The sequence below is a fragment of the Mucilaginibacter sp. UYP27 genome, from assembly GCF_040547175.1.
GTDB lineage: Bacteria > Bacteroidota > Bacteroidia > Sphingobacteriales > Sphingobacteriaceae > Mucilaginibacter.
In genome coordinates this window covers 16518-34502 of the sequence record NZ_JBEPPE010000016.1, presented here as the reverse complement: position 1 = coordinate 34502, position 17985 = coordinate 16518, and the positions used below count along the sequence as shown (strand labels likewise).

The window sequence follows — 17985 nt, the reverse complement described above, 5'->3', positions numbered from 1 at the left end:
GGAGATTATAAAAGTGCTCTTATTATTGAGTAACCAATCTCCTATTCACTAATCACTACAGCGTAGCGAGTTGATCTGTATTAGCTAAAAACTTTTGCAGGTGGCCGTATAATACGATATCTAAACCATATACATCAGGGCGGTATTGCAGGGTGTTGCTGCTATCGGCCCAGCAGGTAACATAGGTAATGTACACCGGCATTTTGTTAGGTACACCAATGGTAGTAGGCTCGGGGTTATCCTCGCTCATAGATTTAGCAATTTTTTCATAAGTGGCTCCATCTCCAAATACTGCTTTAGCTAATGCTTGCGGGTCACCAAGGCGCACACAACCGTGGCTTAAAGCACGCATGCTTTGGGTAAAGGCGCTTTTTGCCGGTGTATCGTGCAGGTACACGCTACTGTTGTTATTGAACAGGAATTTAATTTTGCCTAATGAATTATCATCACTCGGGCGTTGTTTAAACTCATATTTGTCTTTTGATACACTTCCCCATTTAATGGTTTCGGGGTCTTCCACCTTTTTGCCATTCTCGTAAACGTCAATGCCTTTATTAGACAGGTAGTATGGGTCTTGCGCTGCTTCTACCATAATTTCTTTACTGGCGATGCTTTGCGGGATGTTCCAAACCGGGTTTACTTGTACACTATGGATCATGCTATTAAGCTGCGGCGTTTCGCGGCTAAACGGGCGGTCAACTTTATCACTTTCGTCAAATTCAACCAGGCTATTCGTGTTATCCGTATTGCGGCCTTCACCAACAACAACCTTCATATTTAGGATTGACGCACCGTTGTCCATCACATCCAAACGGTAATCCGGAATGTTTACGATCACATATTTAGCCTGTGTAGGTTTGTTTTTCCAACGGAGGCGTTCCATGTTAACCACTAAGTATCGGGTGGTTTCTTCTTTGGTCATGCCTTGTGCCGTGCCGCCCGCCATTAATGCTTTTTGTAACATCAGGTACTGTGGGTCTTTAGGCTGGATGCTGTCGAGGTAAGTTTTTAAATTTGTTGCATTTAACGATTGCATCATCGACGTGCTATCCGGGCGTTTGGTTGCGGTAAAGTAACGTGAATAGATCTTACGCGGGCTAACCATACCAAACTGCAGCGCACTTGAGTAGGTAATAAGTGAATTCGCCATCAAGATTTCCAGTTGGGCAATATCGTGGTAAGCCTCCTCAATGGTTTTTATGCCTTTTTTGTCTTTAAATTTGGCAACCAGTTGTTTGATCTGATCTGCTTTAAACATTTTTGGATCTAACCCATGCTGGCTTGCCTTTTCGAAATAGTTGGCGGTAATATCAACATCGCCATTAAAGATATGGTCCATCACGAAAACCGGGTCATAATCGTTTTTTTCGTAGAAAGCGGTTATGAGTTTTGGATTGTCCATTTTGCCCTTGTTGGTTTCCAGTACTTGTTTAAAAACTTCTGCCAAGCCTTCGGGGGTGGCATCTTTAAATACTTTGTTGTTGGTTTTCTTATAAAGCGCGGCACCCAGGTCCGAACGGCTTTTTTTCTTACAGCTTTGAACTGTTAAGGCCAGTAAACAGATGAAGGAAAGAAATACCGGCAGGGCCGATCTTTTTATAGTAGATATTGTCATATTTATAATTATTTGATGGGAGCAATGCAATCCTTATACCACAACTTGTTGTACAAATTTATTTGAGTAATTACGTTTGGGTGATGAGCAGACAAAAAGGCTTTAATTATATTTGATTTATGGCGAATGATAAGCTTCCTGAGGTATGGATGCGAGGCCCGTTGAATAACATCCCCGCTTTGTTACAGCCTGTTGCGCATGCTTTATTGCAGGCACGCGAGGAATTAAATGAATTATTAGTGGGTTTCCCCGACGAATTATTGTGGCAAAAAGTTGCAGGCATGGCTTCGCCCGTGTTTCATCTGCAGCATTTAAGCGGCGTACTGGATAGGTTATTTACTTACGCCAGAGGGGAAGCTTTGGGCGATGAGCAATTAAGTTACCTTGCAGCCGAGGGTAAACCGACTACAAAAATATACAGCGTTAGGGAATTAGTGGATGCTTTTAACCAACAGGTAGATGAAGCATTAGCCCAACTGAGCAATGCTGATGTAACCCGGTTAACCGATTTTAGAGGCGTAGGCAGGGCGCAATTACCATCAACCGTTATTGGCCTTTATACGCATAGCGCCGAGCACACCATGCGGCATTTAGGGCAACTGATAGTGACAGTGGCGGTGTTGAAAAAGTAACCCTACATTATGCGATAGCGTGCCAATCTCGTAGCCAATGCCTGAACGCCATAATGCTACGAGATTACAATTATATATAGGACTACTTCAACACTATCTCCGCAACATCCCTGTAATCTTTAGCGTGGTGGGTAACGCCCTCGTTGGTGTACTTACTTTCCGGGTCGAACAGGAAGGTGTCGATACCTAACTCGATAGCCGCTTTAATCTCTGATTGTGGGTCATCACCAATTACCAATACATCCTGTATAGTGTAGCCATTCTCCTGCATTATTTTTTGGAAAATGTCTTTTTTGGTAAGATCAGATTGATCTGGGTCAACAACATAAACCTGTTTAAAATCGCCGCCTATATTCAGCATTGCCACCTTACTCATTTGCAATTTGGTAAAGCCGGTAGTAACCAGGTATTTATCTATCGGGATCTGCTTTAGGTCGTTATACTGTAGATATGAGTGCATCGGCTCGTCAAAAGTGCAATTGCGCAGCATGTCCATACCTCTTTCTTTCAACTCCTCGCTAAATCCAAATTCGTCTGCCACATGCTGGTAGGGGCGGCGTGTAAGCTCGTGTTTGGCGCTTTCGGCGGCGATCCTGTCGGCTTCGCCCAATTCTTTGTCTATTAGGTTAAAAAGTTTACCGAACAGGTGGTCGGATATGGATTGTACAGGATAGATGGTATTATCAAGGTCAAGGATCAGTACGCGTTTCATAGTATAAATAAAAGCAATTAAGGTAAAATTTGTTTGGGCTCATCGTTGGGTTTGTTGTAAAGCTTTTTGTGCATCAACCATAAACCGAAGGCTACAAAAGTGCTCAATGCAAAAAGCGTGTACCAAAGCAACTGAAACCCACCCCTGGCAATAATCTGCCCGCCAACAACAGGTGCTATAACCTGCGCCGCCGACCAGGACATGGCATACAACCCTGCATATTGCCCGCCGTTATGCTCGCCGGCACGGGTGGTCCAAAACGAGTTCATGAACGGCATGCTCATCATCTCGCCAAACGTAACGATCAGCACCACCAGGACACCCGCAGCCGGTCCCGGAGGTAAAATGTTTAACAACGCGAAGCCGCTCCCGGTTATCAACACACCATAAATAATATAAACAAGAGTGGGTTTGCGGCCTTCCAGGTAATTGATCATGATCAGTTCTACCAGGGCGATTACAATGCCATTTAGCGCCAGCAGGAAGCCGATAAAGCGCAGGCTAAAATTCCAATCCGTTTTCAGGAATACGGGCTCCATAATAAAGAACTGGTAAAAGCATACATTAAACAGCGTTACCAGAACAATGAACGCCAGATATGGCTTATCGCGATATGCGGAAATTGATTTAATACTTGTGACAATGCTTTTTACAGGTTTAACATAAGTTGAACGTGGGATAAGCCTTAACAGGATTAGCGCCGCGAAGATGTTTGTGCAGCCATCAACCCAAAACAACAATTTATAGTTTACCGATGCGATGAACCCGCCTATGGCCGCGCCAAACGCCCAGCCCAAATTGGTAGCAAGCCTGTGCAGCGAATAGGAGCGGGTCTTATTTTGAGGCGCGCTGTAGTAGGCTATGGCCGAGGAGTTTGCAGGTCGAAAGGCCTCGTTACAAAAACTGAGGATCAAGGCTCCAATGCACATGCTTATAAATGTATGCTGATACTCCAATACGATGAACATGGTGCCGCCCAATAACAGCGTGCCTACCTGCATATCGTAAAAGCCGGTACGGTCTGTTAACCAGCCGCCAATGTAATTACCCAGGATAGCACCTGCCCCAAATAATGCTAAAACATAACCCGCCTGCGCCACGCTAAAGTGAAGTTCGTTGATGCAATAAAGCGTCATATAAGGTACAACCATAGTGCCGCTCCTGTTAATGAACATTACGATGCTTAGGTACCAGTTGTTGCGGGCTAGGCCGCTGTAAGCGTTTTTATATAGTTGAAAAAGGGACACGGTAAGGGCAAATTAGGTCGTTAACAAAAATACTGTTTGATTTTGCTCGTGTGTATTAAATGTGAAAATTATCATAAATTTAATTACTTAAAAACGCGCGATGGATGTGAACGAAATTATGGCCGAACTGCAGGCAAAGGGCAGTGAGAGCATAAAAAAGATATTGTTGAAACATGGCGTTAAAGAGCCATTTTTTGGGGTGAAAGTGGAATATTTAAAACTAATCCAAAAAAAGATAAAAAAGGATTACCAGCTTGCTAAGGACCTTTTTGCCACAGGCAATGCCGATGCTATGTACCTTGCCGGACTGATAGCCGATGATGAGAAAATGACCTGGGACGATCTGCAAACTTGGGTGGAAAAAGCCTCGTCTAACAATATTAGCGAATATACCGTACCATGGGTAACTGCCGGCAACCCGAATGGGTTTGAAATGGCCATGGAATGGATAGATAGTGGGATAGAACACGTCGCCGCCAGTGGCTGGGCCACGCTGAGTAATGTAGTAGCGTTAAGGCCCGATAGCGAATTGGACGAGGAACAATTGCGCGTGCTATTGAAAAGAGCGGAACAGAATATCAAGTCGAGTGAGGACAGGGTATGCTATCACATGAATAGTTTTGTAATTTCGGTTGGCTCATACGTGGCTGCCCTCGCAGATGATGCTATTGCAACAGCTGTTAAGATAGGGATGGTAACCGTAGATAAGAACGGCACAGCATGCAAAGTGCCCGTAGCAACCGACTACATCAAAAAAGTATGGGACAAACACGGCGGCATTGCACCGAAGAAAAAGGACGTTAAATGTTAAATGAAGTACTGGTCGCAGTTTCCCGCCTTTGTTGTTATTATCATCAATAAGCCGACATGCATTTACACCATGTGACACCTGTTCTAATGGTTGTTGGTGACAACCGCGAAAAGGATAATTCTACAACTTCGAAACCTTGTTCCTCAACCAATGATCGGCCAATACCAGGGCGGCCATTGCTTCTACAATAGGTACGGCGCGGGGCACTACACAAGGGTCGTGGCGGCCTTTGCCGGTAATTTCGGCAGCGTTGCCTTCGCCATCAATAGTTTGCTGGTTGTGCATAATGGTGGCAACCGGTTTAAAGGCTACCTTAAACTCGATAGGCATGCCATTGCTGATACCACCCTGGATGCCGCCCGAAAAATTGGTGCGGGTACCAACGTTACCCTGTGCGTTTTTCACAAAAATATCGTTATGCTCAGATCCGCGCATCTCGCTGCCGCTAAATCCCGAGCCAAATTCAAAACCATGTACGGCGTTGATGCTGAGCATAGCTTTTCCAAGGTCGGCGTGCAACTTGTCAAATACCGGGTCGCCGAGGCCTACGGGTGCGCCTATGATGTGGCAGCTTACTTTACCGCCAACGGTATCGCCCTGCTTGCGGATGCTGTCGATAAACGCTATCATTTCTACAGCCGTTGCCGGGTCAGCGCAGCGGACGATGTTTTGTTCGCGCGTCTCTAAAAATTCCGCGGCGCTGCTTATATCTACATTCGGCGCATTGATGGTGCCTACGCTGCTTACATGCGCCAACACTTCTATGCCCTGCGTTTTTAATAATAACTTGGCTAAAGCGCCCGCAGCTACCCTGGCGGCAGTTTCGCGTGCCGATGAACGACCGCCACCACGATGGTCGCGGATGCCGTATTTGGTTGCGTAAGTATAATCGGCATGAGAGGGGCGAAACACATCTACATTATGGCCGTAATCTTTTGACCGCTGATCTTCGTTGGGGATGATCATGGCAATAGGGGTGCCCGTGGTTTTACCCTCGAACGTACCCGACAGGATCTGCACCACATCGCTCTCTTTACGTTGCGTGGTTATCTTTGACTGCCCCGGTTTGCGTTTATCCAGTTCGCCCTGTATGTAATCCAGGTCCACATCGAGCCCGGCAGGGCAGCCGTCGATTATTACGCCTATAGCTACACCATGCGATTCGCCAAACGTTGTTATCTTGAATAATTGACCAAATGAATTACCTGCCATGGAATGTTAGATGTGCAAATGTGCGGATATGCATCCCGATAGTTATCGGGAGTGCAGATTGTTATTTAGTGGTTTATAATGGCATTGCGAGGTACGAAGCAATCTCATTGAGCAATTACCTCATGCAAGGTGTAGAATTGTCCTAAAGAGATTGCCACGCTACGCTTGCAATGACGGTCTTTTTTTTATGCCGATTTTACTTCAAACCCAACTTTTTCAAGATCTTTCCAAAACGCCGGGTATGATTTTTCTACTACATCGGCGTCTTCAATTTCCAGTTCGGGTATCAGGGTGGCTAAAGGTGCAAAGGCCATCGCCATGCGGTGATCGTCGTAAGTGTTTACAAACATACGCTGCGGGATCTGCTTTTCGCTGCAATCCAGTTTATAAACCTGACCTTTTTCTATCAGCTTAACGCCAATTTTTGCCAGTTCGGTTTGCAGGGCTAAGATCCGGTCGGTTTCTTTAATCTTTAAAGTTTCCAGGCCGGTAAAACTTGCATCGTGGCCAAGTGCGGCACATACCACAATAACGGTTTGCGCCAGGTCCGGGCATTCCTTTAGATCAAAGATCTTACGGAAGATAGGCTTCGGCTCTTTTGTTAAATGCACACCGCCATCCTTAAACTGCGACGTTATGCCAAAGTTGGCCATTAGCTCGGTGATAACGCTATCGCCTTGCAGACTGTATGATGTTAATCCCGGCAGGAAAAGCTCCGCCTCGTCGCTTAAAGCGGAAATGGCGTACCAGTAAGATGCCGCGCTCCAATCAGGTTCTACCAAAAGTGCTGTTTCGGCAAATGGTTGGTTTTCGATAACGATCACATTGTCATTCCAGCTATGCCGGATGCCTGCTTGTTTTAGCATCGCCAACGTCATTTCCACATAAGGGCGGGATGTTAGTTCGCCATCTATCTCGAGTGTTAAACCTTGCGGCAGGCTCGACGCGATAAGCAACAACGCGGTAATGTACTGGCTGCTGATATCGCCTTTGATGCTGATACGATCTGCCAGTTGTTGAAAACCACCGTGGATCTTGATGGGCGGGTAGCCCTCATTATTCACATAGTCGATCTTAGCACCCAGTGTACGCATGGCATCTACCAGGATGCCGATAGGGCGCTGCTGCATCCGCTCGGAACCTGTTAGGGTTATTTCTTCGCCTTTTAATGGCAGGTATGCCGTTAAAAAACGCATAGCCGTACCCGCCGGGCCAATGTTGATGAGGTGCGGGGTGCGGGTGGTAAGGTGCGTATTTTCATAAACGCCTTTATCGCTCTCCACTCCAAAATCTTCGCTCCCTCTTAAAATCCCCGCCAGCGTCACCGCATCCGCAGCATCCGACATATTCTCGACCTTTACCTTACCCTCACTCAGCGCCCCGATAATTAAGGCCCGGTTGCACTCACTTTTAGACCCCGTGAGCTGTACCGTACCAATTACCGTTTTGCCTTGTTTGGTAAGTATAATGTTATGTTTTGCCATAATAATATATGCCTCACCCAACCCCTCTCCAAAGGAGAGGGGCTTTAAGGAAGCTAATTTTTTACACCCTCTCCTTTGGAGAGGGCAGGTGGTGAGGCTTTTAAGCGTGTGTCAATTTTTCTGCAGGTGCCGATTCCTGGCCCGCATTCATAATTTCGGTTTGTTTACGGATAGATTCGCTGTGCATCAGTTCAAGCAATTTCTCGGTAAACTCGGTGCTTAGCTGTAATGCTTTTGCGTAACCGGTACGTTTATGCAGTATCTCGTCCCAACGGTTAACCTGTAAAATGGTGATGTTGTTGTCTTTTTTGTAGTTACCAATCTTCTCTACAATTTTCATACGCTCGGCCATTTTTTGGATCACCAGGTCGTCAATCTTATCTATCTGGTTACGCAGTTCCGTAAGCTTGTCATTCAGTTCAGCACCCCTAACTTCAGGCTTGCGTAAAGCTAAATGGCTGATAATGTCAGATAAAGCAGCAGGGGTAACCTGTTGTGCGGCATCTGTCCAGGCAACGGTAGGGTCAATGTGCGACTCTATCATCAAACCTTGCATATCAAGGTCCAATGCTTTTTGCGAGATATAACCTATCAGGTCGCGGTTGCCGGTAATGTGGCTTGGGTCGTTTATAATAGGCAAGTTTGGCGCCAGCGTTTTTAATGCTATCGCGATATCCCACATCGGTTCGTTACGGAAAGCGGATTTTTCGTAAGATGAGAAACCACGGTGAATAGCCGCCAGTTTAGTGATACCCGCGTTGTTGATACGCTCTAAAGCACCAACCCATAACGAAAGATCGGGGTTAACCGGGTTTTTTACCATTACCGGGATATCAACACCTTTAAGTGCATCAGCAATTTCCTGCACGGTGAAAGGGTTAACGGTACTGCGCGCACCAACCCAAAGGATATCAACACCAGCTTTTAAAGCTTCTTCTACGTGCTTAGCGGTAGCAACCTCAACAGCGGTTGGCAAGCCAGTTTCTTCTTTAGCGCGTTTTAACCACTCTAAACCAATGCTGCCAATGCCCTCAAACTCTCCAGGGCGGGTACGTGGTTTCCAGATACCTGCACGCAGGGCGCTTACTTTACCTGTTTTGGCTAATAAATGCGCGGTTGCTACTAACTGGTCTTCAGTTTCGGCGCTGCATGGGCCGGCAATTACCAAAGGTTCTTTACCCGATTGATTGATCCAGGTATTTAGGGGCTGTATATTTAAGTTGTGTTTCATGTTCTTGTTAATTGTCCGGATAGGCCCGGAAGATGCTTTTTAAATTTTACTTATTTGTTATTTTAATGTTGTGTTTCTATCTTTTCTTCGGTCCCGATAGCTATCGGGATTCCGACTAATTATCTTCTTCACTCATCTTTCTGCTCGTTTATTTTTTTCACGCTGATATACCGTTTTGTTTTTTCGGGTTTCAGTGGCTTTGGGGTGGTATCGTCTTCAAAGCGTTGATACTCGCCCAGGATGTTAAAATTGTGTGTGTATTTTAAGATCTGGCGAATGGCGGTATCATATTGCTTGCTTTCGGTCCACTCTATGTCTACATAAAAGTTGTATTCGTTACGCTTGCCTAAAACGGGCATGCTTTGAATTTTGCTCATGTTAACCTCTTCCTGTGCAAAAATGTTAAGCACTTTTGCCAATGCCCCAACCTGGTTGCTCACCTGGAAACATAACGACGCTTTGTTTGGCGATCCCTTCTTTTTTGCATTTTCATGTGTGGTAAGGATCAGGAAACGGGTAAAGTTCAGTTTGTTAGATTCGATGCGGCGTTCTAAAACATCCAAGCCGTAAAGTTGCGCGGCCAGCGTATTTGCTATGGCAACTGTATCGGTCAATTGCTCGTCGCGGATACGTTTGGCACAGGCGGCGGTATCGTTACTCTCCACAATTTTAAGGTGCGGGTACTCGTCAAAAAAATCAATACACTGGCGAATGGCGATAGGGTGAGAAGTTACGTATTTGATATTCTCGAACCTTACGCCCGGCAAAGCCATCAGGTGCAGTTGTATCGGCACATACACTTCGCCAACCACCGGAAAGCTGTAGCTCATCATCAGCGAGTAGTTTGGCAATATGCTGCCGGCTATGCTGTTTTCAATAGCCATCACCACGTAATCGGCCTCTTTATTTTGCAAAGCCTCAAACGTTTGTTTAAAAGAGTTGCACTCAATGGGTTCAATATCGCGGCCAAAGTATTTGAATGCCGCCTCTTCGTGGAACGAGGCGCGGATTCCTTGTATAGCAACTCTTGGTTTCTCGGTTTTCATAATGCGTATAAAGCAAAAAGTCCCGGCTTTTAGGGCCGGGACTTTTTAAGTTTTGTATGTTTTGTTAGTACATATCAGTCCCGGTTCTTACTGCTAAAGTAAAAATAGAAACCATAAAAATATGTAGCTTGTAATTTCATGTCGTTGTTGATGTTGTAAATGTACAAGTAAAATTCATTTTGTCAATAGATAATTTTATTTTTTGTAAAATAAATATAGCGAACAGAATTTTATTTTGTAAAAATGGTTGTTTGGTTACTTGATTGATTTAATATGGCCGATACCATTTGTTATAAAAACACTAAATTTATAAACCTTAACATCATTACTATTCATCAGCATGACCTTTGACCATATAAAAACCATCCTGGGTATTATTTTAGGCTTAAGCATTGCCCACTTAATAAAGGGCATTATCAAATTTGCACAACACCCCAAACTGGCTAAACCTTACTGGCTGCATTTATCGTGGTGTGTATACGTGCTGCTATTGATCATGCACTTCTGGTGGTGGGAATCGCAGTTACGGCTGATAAATCACTGGACTTTCACGGAATATTTTTTCCTGTTTATTTATATATCGGTGTATTACTTCCTGTGCTCGCTACTCCTCCCCGAAAACATGGAAGATTATACGGGATACTATAATTATTTCTACTCGCGCAAAAAATGGATCTTCGGCACGCTGGGGCTAAGCTTTATACTCGATTTTATAGATACCTATATCAAAGGTAAGGCCTATTATTCGCACCATTATGGCTGGGAGTATCCGGCAAGGAATTTATCGCACCTGGTGCTGTGCATTATTGCAGTGAATACCAGCAATAAAAAATTCCACGCGGTTTTGGTGGTTGTATTTTTAGTTTACGAGCTGAGTTTTATTTACAGGCTTTTTTGAGAAGGGGATGAGAAACTTAAAATGGAGTTTAATAGCCGTATTGCCATTATAGGCTTTGCAAGTAGGCCGGCAATGATTTATCCAATATTATTCCTTACCAGTCTGGAAAATCTCGGGGTACTTACGGATGAAGTAAACCGGGGTACAACTCCAGGCATGGCAATAACTATTTATAGGATAAAAATGGTAGGGCGATAGAAACTCATCGTTAGCGTCATATATTTCCCAAAAGGTATCGGCGCCTTTATTGACCATACCGCCCCAGTAAGTGGTTATGGTTTCCTTCGCTTTATCATTAAGCCCGCAATTGATCAACGCTTGTACATAGTAATGGTAAAGGTATGGCCCGCCCGGGTATAATGCTCCTTTTGTTTCCATTACTTTTGTTAATGCTTTTTGCCCTTCGGCATCAGTAAGTGCGCCACCCAACACCATCCAGATCTGCGACGCGTAAGAGATCTGCTTATCGTTTCCGCTCTCCACCAGGCCGGTTTGTTTATTATATAGTTTTGCCCTGGCAGCTGTTGTCATCTTTTTAACCAATGCAGGGATGTCTTTTACCTCATTTTCCCTGCCCAGGCCTTTGGCAAGTTCGTAGGTTTGTTTTAGGGTGAAAATGGCTAAGCCCTGCAAGGCAGCTTCTTTGTTAAGTCCGTCCTTCCAGTCAAAAAAGAGCCACCATTCTTTGTTAGCCTTTTCGTAATTGAGCATGCCGTTTGGCTGTAGGTATTCGTGAATGATGTCTAACTGTCGCTTCGCTACCGGCCAAAGGTCAATCGCGGTTTGTTTGTCGTTGGTAGCGGTTAGGTAATTGCGTAATGCAACATTATATAAAAAGGCGTAATCCATTAACCGCTGGCCAGCCTGCGAATGTGGTTCGGGCTTTTCAAAAACGGTCCCGGCCAAATAGCCGTTGGGCTCGCTTAAGGCTGCCAGCATATAGAGGCATCGTTTGGTTAGTTGATGGTTTTTAAAGGAATAGGTATTAGCAAGCGACTCCAAATACATGTCTCCTATCCAAAGCCGCCTGTCGCGTTTGGGGCCATCCTCGTAAACGGTTTGCATACATTCCTGTAAGGTTTTTAACCCAACGTTATCAATTTGTTTGATAATTGGGAGGGTGTTGGCCGCAAGGGCGTACGGCGCAATAAAGGCGGAGGTAACGGCATTGCAACTTAGATCCGACACGCTAAAATCAAAGTTTTGTGAGGTGCCTAATATTTCAATCTTCACATACCGGAAAGATAGGCGCCGCTCTATTTTTATGATTGTAGGCACATCCATTGTTTCTACAACCATGTCCTGCAACCAGGCGCGGCTTAGGTCTCCTTTGTAAGGGTCGAAAGGTGCGGCAAGTTCTGATGGGATCTCTGCAAAGGTTAATTTGAAGCGGGTGGGGGCGTCTGGTGTGCCGCTTAACAGCGATAGGTTAAAACTTACATAGCCTGTTATGTGTTCGCCAAAATCTACTACAACACCGTTTTGTTTACGTAATGACTGCTTGTACAACGAGTCTACAGGATTAGTTGCCGTAGCTTTCCACCCCTGGAATGCTGTTTTATCTGCGACTAACTTAACTAATCCTATAGGGCGTTTTAAGGTTTCGCTTAATTTTTGGTTCGCTTTTTCTGCCTCGGCTAACCATTGTTTTCTTTGGCCGGCGTATGGGTCCTGCGCGAATACGCGGGTTGACAGGGTGATAAATAGGACGAAAGATAAGATGTGTTTCATTACGATAAATATATAAAAAGTGCAGGCATTTGGCGCTTGATGCGACAGCGGCAAACTTCGCCCATCCAAGCGCCCACGCTGGGTGTAATTAATATAAGCGTCTATGCTTACTCTAAAAAATGATTTTCAACGGACTTTCCGGATTTGCGCTACTGTACCAAAATTCGTGCGCCGAACCTACAAATCCGGCCCTAACAGGATTATCGTGGATATAGTCAATTTTCTGGTCTATAATCGCAGGTGTATACAGCAAAATAGGGTGATTACCATTCTGCCAAAATTGATGATTTTCATTTAACGGATGTATTTACCAGCGTGTTCAAACGCCTTTAACATCCACTCCCGCCGGCTTTCCAGATTATTGGTAGCGATCTTTTTACAATTTCTTTTGATGTGAAAGTTTTGAAGTGGCCCAAAACGTCGCCGAGGGAACCATCTGTTACATTCGCAACCATATGAATGTGATTTGACATGATCACATAGGCATAGAATTATATATTTATGTATATAAGCTTATAGCCCATCCGCCGCCCATCCAAGCGTCCACGCTTACCTACTTACCCTTGCAGTTTGTGGACCGCCGATGATGGCATAAGTTTAAAGGCGAGTCAAAAGGTGATTATTTTTTCACGGTAGTGTTACCTTCTTATTTTATTCGATTACCATTTCCATTTCCAAAATTTCTACCCTAACCTTTTTAAAGCTAAGCAACGGGAAGCGACACTTATATTCGCTATGCCTCGCAGTTCTTTTCCACGATAATTATTATTTCTAATAACGCGACATGACTAGTAGGGGTTACTTCCACTTAGGTAAACAGTTAATCGATTATCGATATATTCAGACAAGGTGAAATTTAAAGAATCTAGCCAACCTCCATCTTCATTGCCATCAAATACTGCTTGCTGAATGACAGGGTCAGTTAGGGATTCGTCTAAATAGACAAAGAGAAACATTTCACCTTCATTATATGCATCGACAACAAAAAATGGCCGCGTTAAAAGACGATTGTACCTAAGTAAAAAATTTCTTTGTTTTTGCTGCATAGCTGATTGATTCTCACTCACCCCATACGCCAATACATAACAATATTTACCAGCAATAAATAATAACTCTCTTAACGCTGTAGGAAAAGGTTGGCTGTTATTGAATAACGTTTCTAAATTTTGAATATCCTCCAATGGGATACCCTCGAGATAAAATACATTTCCCGAAGCTCGTTGTACTGAAGGATAGTTGTTTAGTTTTTTTAAATATTTAATTTCCATTTTTATTTATTAATCTGGTGTGCCGTTTAAAAGCGATAGGTTAAACTTACATAGCCTGTTATGTGTTCGCCAAAATCTCCTACAACACCGTTTTGTTTACGTAATGACTGCTTGTACTTTTCTGCCTCGGCTAACCATTGTTTTCTTTGGCCGGCGTATGGTTCCTGCGCGAATACGCGGGTTGACAGGGTGATAAATAGGACGAAAGATAAAATATGTTTCATTACGATAAATATATAAAAAAAGGTGTAAGCGTGAATGCTTACACCTTTGTATGTTCAAGTGTGGACACTTTAACGAGGTGTTCAATTTATAAATGATGCCGGGCAATACTTATTCGCCCTGGTAGGCTTTTTGCAACGCCGCCATATCTGGCTTTTGCATGTGCATAAATATATTTGTAACGCGTTGAACCTGCTCGGGTGTGCCATTTTTAAGCGCATCAAACATCACGGTGGATGCTACCTGCCACGAAACACCGTACTTGTCTTTTAACCAGCCGCATTGCCCGGGTTGCCCGCCTGCTGTTAGTGCATCCCAGTGATAGTCTATCTCTTGCTGTGTTTCGCAGGATATAAGTAACGATATGGCATCATTAAAGGCAAACCCATGGGGGTGTGCACTGTCCATAGCTGCCATCCATGTTTTATCAACGTGGAAATCGGCATACATAAGGGAGCCTGCTTTATCCGGCCCCATATCCTCCTCGCGCGGCGAAGTGTTGCCACGTTTGCCGTCTTTAAATATAGCGCAATAAAGGTCTATGGCCTCGTCTGCTTTCCCGGCCCCCTTATCTGTAAACATCAATGATGGTACAATTACCGGCCGTTTTTCGGCATCCGGCTTAGTAACCATCAATTGCCACGACACGCCAAAGCGGTCGCTCGCCCAGCCATAACGTTCGCTAAACGGATAACGGTCGAGCGGCATCATTACTTTGCCACCGTCAGTTAGTTTAGCCCAAACTTCATCCATTTGTTTTGCGGCGTCAGCATCGCCAGATGGATTAAAATGGATCAGGAACGATATAGACGGATTTATACCCATGCCCGGCCCCGAGGCAATGCCCAGGAAGGGTTGCCCGGCAATGGTAAATTCGGCAACTTCGCACTCGCCTTGCGGTATTGGGAATTTGGTTACATAATCAACAGATGAGTTTGGTAATAACGACGCGTAGAATTCCGCCGCGGTTTTAACTTCCCGGTCGAACCAGATATGTGGTTTAATTGGTAACATAGGTAGTATTATTATTTAATTAGTTGGTTTCGTTGGTATCGCTACAGCCTAACATGGCATGGTCATAAGCAGTATCCAGGTATGTACTCAAATACCTGACCATCCCATTCTCAAACTGATAAATATCGCAAAAGCTTTGTCGGTAAGCTTTTCCTGTCAGGGTTTCCGCCTCGATGATGCCGTCAGCAGCGGCCTTGTCTCCATCTACCAAAATATTGGTAACGGTGATTTTTAGCGACTCTGTTTTGAAAGGCGTGTCGCTACAGCACTTTATAAAATCTGCTTTACCGTTAATGGGCTCACTGCCAGTTACCTGCCAATGAACATCATCGGTAACGTGGGCCGCCAAAAAATCAACGTCATCAGTTTCAAAGGCATTGTTGACATCCCTCACCAGTTGATAATAATCGGAGTTCATTTTGTTGCTGATTTAATTAATTAAAATTAGGCAATTAATTTAATAGCAGTAAGGGGTTATAAGGACAAGTTAACGGGTGAAATGCGACAACCGGGGATTGCACGTGGAGGCTAACTTAATCAACAGAAATGTTTTTATACTCACGCTGCATCGCCCTTGCGGTTTGTGTGCAGCCGTCGTGGCTCCAGCCGGGTGGGTTAAACAGGTATTTGATTTTATTGCCGATGCCGGGTGCGCGCCGAACATCGTGTAGCAGGGCTTTCCATTCGTGGAATAATACGTTTACCGGGCCCATGTTCTCGGGTTGATGGGTGAGGCCATATTTAACAGGCTCGTGCGCATCCTCGTCATGGAAGGTGCCGAAAAGCCTGTCCCACACGATAAGCACCATGCCCATATTTTTATCCAGATAGGGGATGTTTGACGCGTGGTGTACCCGGTGATGGGCCGGGGTAACAAATATGGCGGCGTACCATTTAGGCAGTGGGATCTTATATTGTGTATGCACTAAATTGCCGTATAGTTGCGTAACCAGGTACGCGTATAAAATATCGATTGCGTTAAAGCCGAACAGGGCCAGCGGTAAATAGAAGAACGTACGGTACAAAGGTTCGAAAACCGTAGACCGGAAACCTGTAGTAAAGTTAAAATGCTCTGACGAGTGGTGCGTTACGTGCATGGCCCAAAACAAGCGGCAGTAATGCCCGGTGTAATGGAGTGTCCAGTATAAAAAATCCTGCATCACAACCAGTACGAACCAGTACAGGAAGGTATTACCGATTTGGAAAAACCTGAATTTATAGGCGAAATTCAACAAAACAAACATGCTGCCATTAACCGCAAGGTTTAGCAGGAATGCAAGCACAGTTAAATAGATGTTGGTAAACGTATCGCGCTTTTCGTAGTAATGCTTGTTCTCGCGGTAGCTAAACCACATTTCGGCAAGGGTGAGCAGCACAAGCAAACTCACCAACACAATCACAGCTTCGGAACGGGCATTTAAAGGGGGCATTTACAAGTTTGCGTAATATCTTAAACTATCACAAAGTTCGTCCTCTGTGCAGATATTATCAATACTGTATTCGCCAATATGTTTCAGCAGAGTGCAATTTATTTGCCCGTTTTGGTTCTTTTTGTCCTTTTGCATGTGCTCCAGCAAAGTAGGGAAAGTGTCTTCCTGTACTTTATAGCGCAGGTAAAGGTGGCTTAGCACTTCGGTAATTTCCAACAATTCGCTATCCGGCAGGCCAATTTTCTTGTTAGCTAACCAGGCCTCGCAGATCATGCCGATGGCAATAGCTTCGCCATGAGATAGGGGATCGGTATCATTCATCAGCGAATAAGTTTCTACCGCATGCCCAACAGTATGGCCAAAGTTTAGCGCTTTGCGGATGCCTTTTTCTTGCGGATCGGCAATTACAACTTCATTTTTTATCTGAACAGATCGGTGCACCAATTCATCAGACGGCAGGCTCAGGTCGCTCACTTTTAACTGGTCCCAGTACGCGGCATCAATAATAAGCCCGTGCTTTAACATTTCCGCCAGGCCAGACAGGATCTGGCGCGGGGGCAGGGTTTCTAAAAAGCCAACGTGCATAAAAACCGCTTTGGGCTGTGTAAATGTGCCGATGATGTTTTTAACGGCATCCATATCAACCCCGGTTTTGCCACCAACAGATGCATCAACCTGGGATAATAGGGTGGTAGGCACCTGCACAAAATCTATCCCGCGTTTATAAGTGGAGGCTACGAAGCCACCCATATCAGTAATAACACCGCCGCCAAGGTTTATCATCAGCGCTTTGCGGTCGGCACCAAAATCTATCAGGGTTTTCCAGATCCCTATGCAAAAATCAATGGTCTTGCTTTCTTCGCCGGCATTAACTTCTATCAGGTCAAAGTTGTCCAGTTCGTCCAGGTATTCTTTAACTATAGGCAGGCAATGCTCGGTAGTATGTTCATCGGTAAGGATAAATGCCCTTGAGTAATTGCCTTGTTTTACAAAGTTTAAAAGTTGGTTAAGAGTGTCGTTAAAATATACGATGTAACCGTCGCTCTGTATGTTATTCATTATAATATCTTGATCTTTTGGCCCCTAAACTCAACCAGGTCGCCCTGTTTTACTTTGAGGCGTTTGCGGTAGTCCACCTCGCCGTTGTAGGTAACTTCGCCGTGTTCAACAACTATCTGCGCCTCGCCGCCGGTTTGCACCAAACCAGCCGCTTTTAGCAATTGTATCATGGGGATATAGTCGCCCTCAACCTTAAATTCTATCATGGGTGCCAAAATTAAACTATTCGTGTGATAATGAGTTATCATTTTATAATTTTGCACAATACTTTAAAGAGTTGATAGTTCATAGTTAATGGTTTATGGTGTTTAATTTTACACATGCCAATTAGCTGCTATGAACCATGAACTGTTAACCATGAACTTCTAAAAAT

The 17985-nt window shown here is 44.6% G+C and carries 18 protein-coding genes; 3 read left to right on the top strand and 15 right to left on the bottom strand.

Annotated elements, in window-relative coordinates:
* Positions 1-55: 55 nt before the first annotated feature.
* Entirely contained in the window at positions 56-1615 is a 1560-nt protein-coding gene (locus tag ABIB39_RS22445) for a L,D-transpeptidase scaffold domain-containing protein (protein ID WP_354432438.1), read from the bottom strand.
* 119 nt (positions 1616-1734) lie between these two features.
* Here ABIB39_RS22445 and ABIB39_RS22440 point away from each other — a divergent pair, with 119 nt between their 5' ends.
* On the top strand, positions 1735-2247 hold the full coding sequence (locus ABIB39_RS22440; RefSeq protein ID WP_354432437.1) for a DinB family protein: 513 nt from the start codon (positions 1735-1737) through the stop codon (positions 2245-2247).
* 82 nt (positions 2248-2329) lie between these two features.
* Here the strand turns inward: ABIB39_RS22440 and ABIB39_RS22435 are convergent, their stop codons facing one another.
* Together ABIB39_RS22435 and ABIB39_RS22430 are read right to left on the bottom strand one after the other, a co-directional pair.
* Complete coding sequence (locus ABIB39_RS22435; RefSeq protein ID WP_354432436.1) at positions 2330-2959, bottom strand: HAD family hydrolase; 630 nt, start codon at positions 2957-2959, stop codon at positions 2330-2332.
* Between the two features lie 17 nt (positions 2960-2976).
* Positions 2977-4206 carry an MDR family MFS transporter gene (locus ABIB39_RS22430; RefSeq protein ID WP_354432435.1) on the bottom strand — a complete coding sequence of 410 codons (1230 nt, stop codon included), beginning with the start codon at positions 4204-4206 and terminating at the stop codon, positions 2977-2979.
* Between the two features lie 100 nt (positions 4207-4306).
* Between ABIB39_RS22430 and ABIB39_RS22425 the strand changes: the two genes are divergently transcribed.
* A complete protein-coding gene (locus ABIB39_RS22425) occupies positions 4307-5017 on the top strand; it encodes a DNA alkylation repair protein (RefSeq protein ID WP_354432434.1) in 711 nt (236 codons plus the stop codon).
* A gap of 120 nt (positions 5018-5137) precedes the next feature.
* Here ABIB39_RS22425 and aroC read toward each other — a convergent pair whose 3' ends face one another.
* From aroC to ABIB39_RS22405, 4 genes are all read right to left on the bottom strand, one after another.
* Entirely contained in the window at positions 5138-6229 is a 1092-nt protein-coding gene (gene aroC, locus ABIB39_RS22420; protein WP_354432433.1) for a chorismate synthase, read from the bottom strand.
* A gap of 185 nt (positions 6230-6414) precedes the next feature.
* Entirely contained in the window at positions 6415-7713 is a 1299-nt protein-coding gene (aroA, locus tag ABIB39_RS22415) for a 3-phosphoshikimate 1-carboxyvinyltransferase (protein WP_354432432.1), read from the bottom strand.
* A gap of 100 nt (positions 7714-7813) precedes the next feature.
* A complete protein-coding gene (locus ABIB39_RS22410) occupies positions 7814-8944 on the bottom strand; it encodes a chorismate mutase (RefSeq protein ID WP_354432431.1) in 1131 nt (376 codons plus the stop codon).
* 128 nt (positions 8945-9072) lie between these two features.
* Positions 9073-9990 (bottom strand): prephenate dehydratase, encoded by a 918-nt coding sequence (locus tag ABIB39_RS22405; RefSeq protein ID WP_354432430.1) that lies wholly within the window; start codon positions 9988-9990, stop codon positions 9073-9075.
* 340 nt (positions 9991-10330) lie between these two features.
* Between ABIB39_RS22405 and ABIB39_RS22400 the strand changes: the two genes are divergently transcribed.
* Positions 10331-10888, top strand: a complete 558-nt coding sequence (locus ABIB39_RS22400) for a hypothetical protein (protein WP_354432429.1) — start codon at positions 10331-10333, stop codon at positions 10886-10888.
* Between the two features lie 87 nt (positions 10889-10975).
* Here ABIB39_RS22400 and ABIB39_RS22395 read toward each other — a convergent pair whose 3' ends face one another.
* From ABIB39_RS22395 to ABIB39_RS22360, 8 genes are all read right to left on the bottom strand, one after another.
* Positions 10976-12619, bottom strand: a complete 1644-nt coding sequence (locus tag ABIB39_RS22395) for an alpha-L-rhamnosidase-related protein (protein WP_354432428.1) — start codon at positions 12617-12619, stop codon at positions 10976-10978.
* Between the two features lie 788 nt (positions 12620-13407).
* Entirely contained in the window at positions 13408-13887 is a 480-nt protein-coding gene (locus tag ABIB39_RS22390) for a hypothetical protein (RefSeq protein WP_354432427.1), read from the bottom strand.
* Between the two features lie 26 nt (positions 13888-13913).
* Positions 13914-14111, bottom strand: a complete 198-nt coding sequence (locus tag ABIB39_RS22385; protein ID WP_354432426.1) for a hypothetical protein — start codon at positions 14109-14111, stop codon at positions 13914-13916.
* A gap of 109 nt (positions 14112-14220) precedes the next feature.
* On the bottom strand, positions 14221-15123 hold the full coding sequence (locus ABIB39_RS22380) for a VOC family protein (protein ID WP_354432425.1): 903 nt from the start codon (positions 15121-15123) through the stop codon (positions 14221-14223).
* 19 nt (positions 15124-15142) lie between these two features.
* Positions 15143-15541, bottom strand: a complete 399-nt coding sequence (locus tag ABIB39_RS22375) for a nuclear transport factor 2 family protein (RefSeq protein WP_354432424.1) — start codon at positions 15539-15541, stop codon at positions 15143-15145.
* 115 nt (positions 15542-15656) lie between these two features.
* A complete protein-coding gene (locus ABIB39_RS22370) occupies positions 15657-16553 on the bottom strand; it encodes a sterol desaturase family protein (RefSeq protein ID WP_354432423.1) in 897 nt (298 codons plus the stop codon).
* The gene (gene aroB, locus ABIB39_RS22365; RefSeq protein ID WP_354432422.1) at positions 16554-17612 is read right to left on the bottom strand and encodes a 3-dehydroquinate synthase; all 1059 of its coding nucleotides are present in this window, start codon (positions 17610-17612) and stop codon (positions 16554-16556) included.
* Entirely contained in the window at positions 17612-17818 is a 207-nt protein-coding gene (locus tag ABIB39_RS22360) for an RNA-binding S4 domain-containing protein (protein ID WP_354432421.1), read from the bottom strand. The genes aroB and ABIB39_RS22360 overlap by 1 nt, the downstream gene beginning before the upstream one ends.
* Between the last annotated feature and the right edge of the window lie 167 nt (positions 17819-17985).

Bases quoted from the DNA above. Each gene is read 5' to 3' on its own strand.
- ABIB39_RS22445 (WP_354432438.1), bottom strand. From the start codon at position 1,615: ATGACAATATCTACTATAAAAAGATCGGCCCTGCCGGTATTTCTTTCC.
- ABIB39_RS22440 (WP_354432437.1), top strand. From the start codon at position 1,735: ATGGCGAATGATAAGCTTCCTGAGGTATGGATGCGAGGCCCGTTGAAT.
- ABIB39_RS22435 (WP_354432436.1), bottom strand. From the start codon at position 2,959: ATGAAACGCGTACTGATCCTTGACCTTGATAATACCATCTATCCTGTA.
- ABIB39_RS22425 (WP_354432434.1), top strand. From the start codon at position 4,307: ATGGATGTGAACGAAATTATGGCCGAACTGCAGGCAAAGGGCAGTGAG.
- aroC (WP_354432433.1), bottom strand. From the start codon at position 6,229: ATGGCAGGTAATTCATTTGGTCAATTATTCAAGATAACAACGTTTGGC.
- aroA (WP_354432432.1), bottom strand. From the start codon at position 7,713: ATGGCAAAACATAACATTATACTTACCAAACAAGGCAAAACGGTAATT.
- ABIB39_RS22410 (WP_354432431.1), bottom strand. From the start codon at position 8,944: ATGAAACACAACTTAAATATACAGCCCCTAAATACCTGGATCAATCAA.
- ABIB39_RS22405 (WP_354432430.1), bottom strand. From the start codon at position 9,990: ATGAAAACCGAGAAACCAAGAGTTGCTATACAAGGAATCCGCGCCTCG.
- ABIB39_RS22400 (WP_354432429.1), top strand. From the start codon at position 10,331: ATGACCTTTGACCATATAAAAACCATCCTGGGTATTATTTTAGGCTTA.
- ABIB39_RS22395 (WP_354432428.1), bottom strand. From the start codon at position 12,619: ATGAAACACATCTTATCTTTCGTCCTATTTATCACCCTGTCAACCCGC.
- ABIB39_RS22390 (WP_354432427.1), bottom strand. From the start codon at position 13,887: ATGGAAATTAAATATTTAAAAAAACTAAACAACTATCCTTCAGTACAA.
- ABIB39_RS22385 (WP_354432426.1), bottom strand. From the start codon at position 14,111: ATGAAACATATTTTATCTTTCGTCCTATTTATCACCCTGTCAACCCGC.
- ABIB39_RS22380 (WP_354432425.1), bottom strand. From the start codon at position 15,123: ATGTTACCAATTAAACCACATATCTGGTTCGACCGGGAAGTTAAAACC.
- ABIB39_RS22375 (WP_354432424.1), bottom strand. From the start codon at position 15,541: ATGAACTCCGATTATTATCAACTGGTGAGGGATGTCAACAATGCCTTT.
- ABIB39_RS22370 (WP_354432423.1), bottom strand. From the start codon at position 16,553: ATGCCCCCTTTAAATGCCCGTTCCGAAGCTGTGATTGTGTTGGTGAGT.
- aroB (WP_354432422.1), bottom strand. From the start codon at position 17,612: ATGAATAACATACAGAGCGACGGTTACATCGTATATTTTAACGACACT.
- ABIB39_RS22360 (WP_354432421.1), bottom strand. From the start codon at position 17,818: ATGATAGAATTTAAGGTTGAGGGCGACTATATCCCCATGATACAATTG.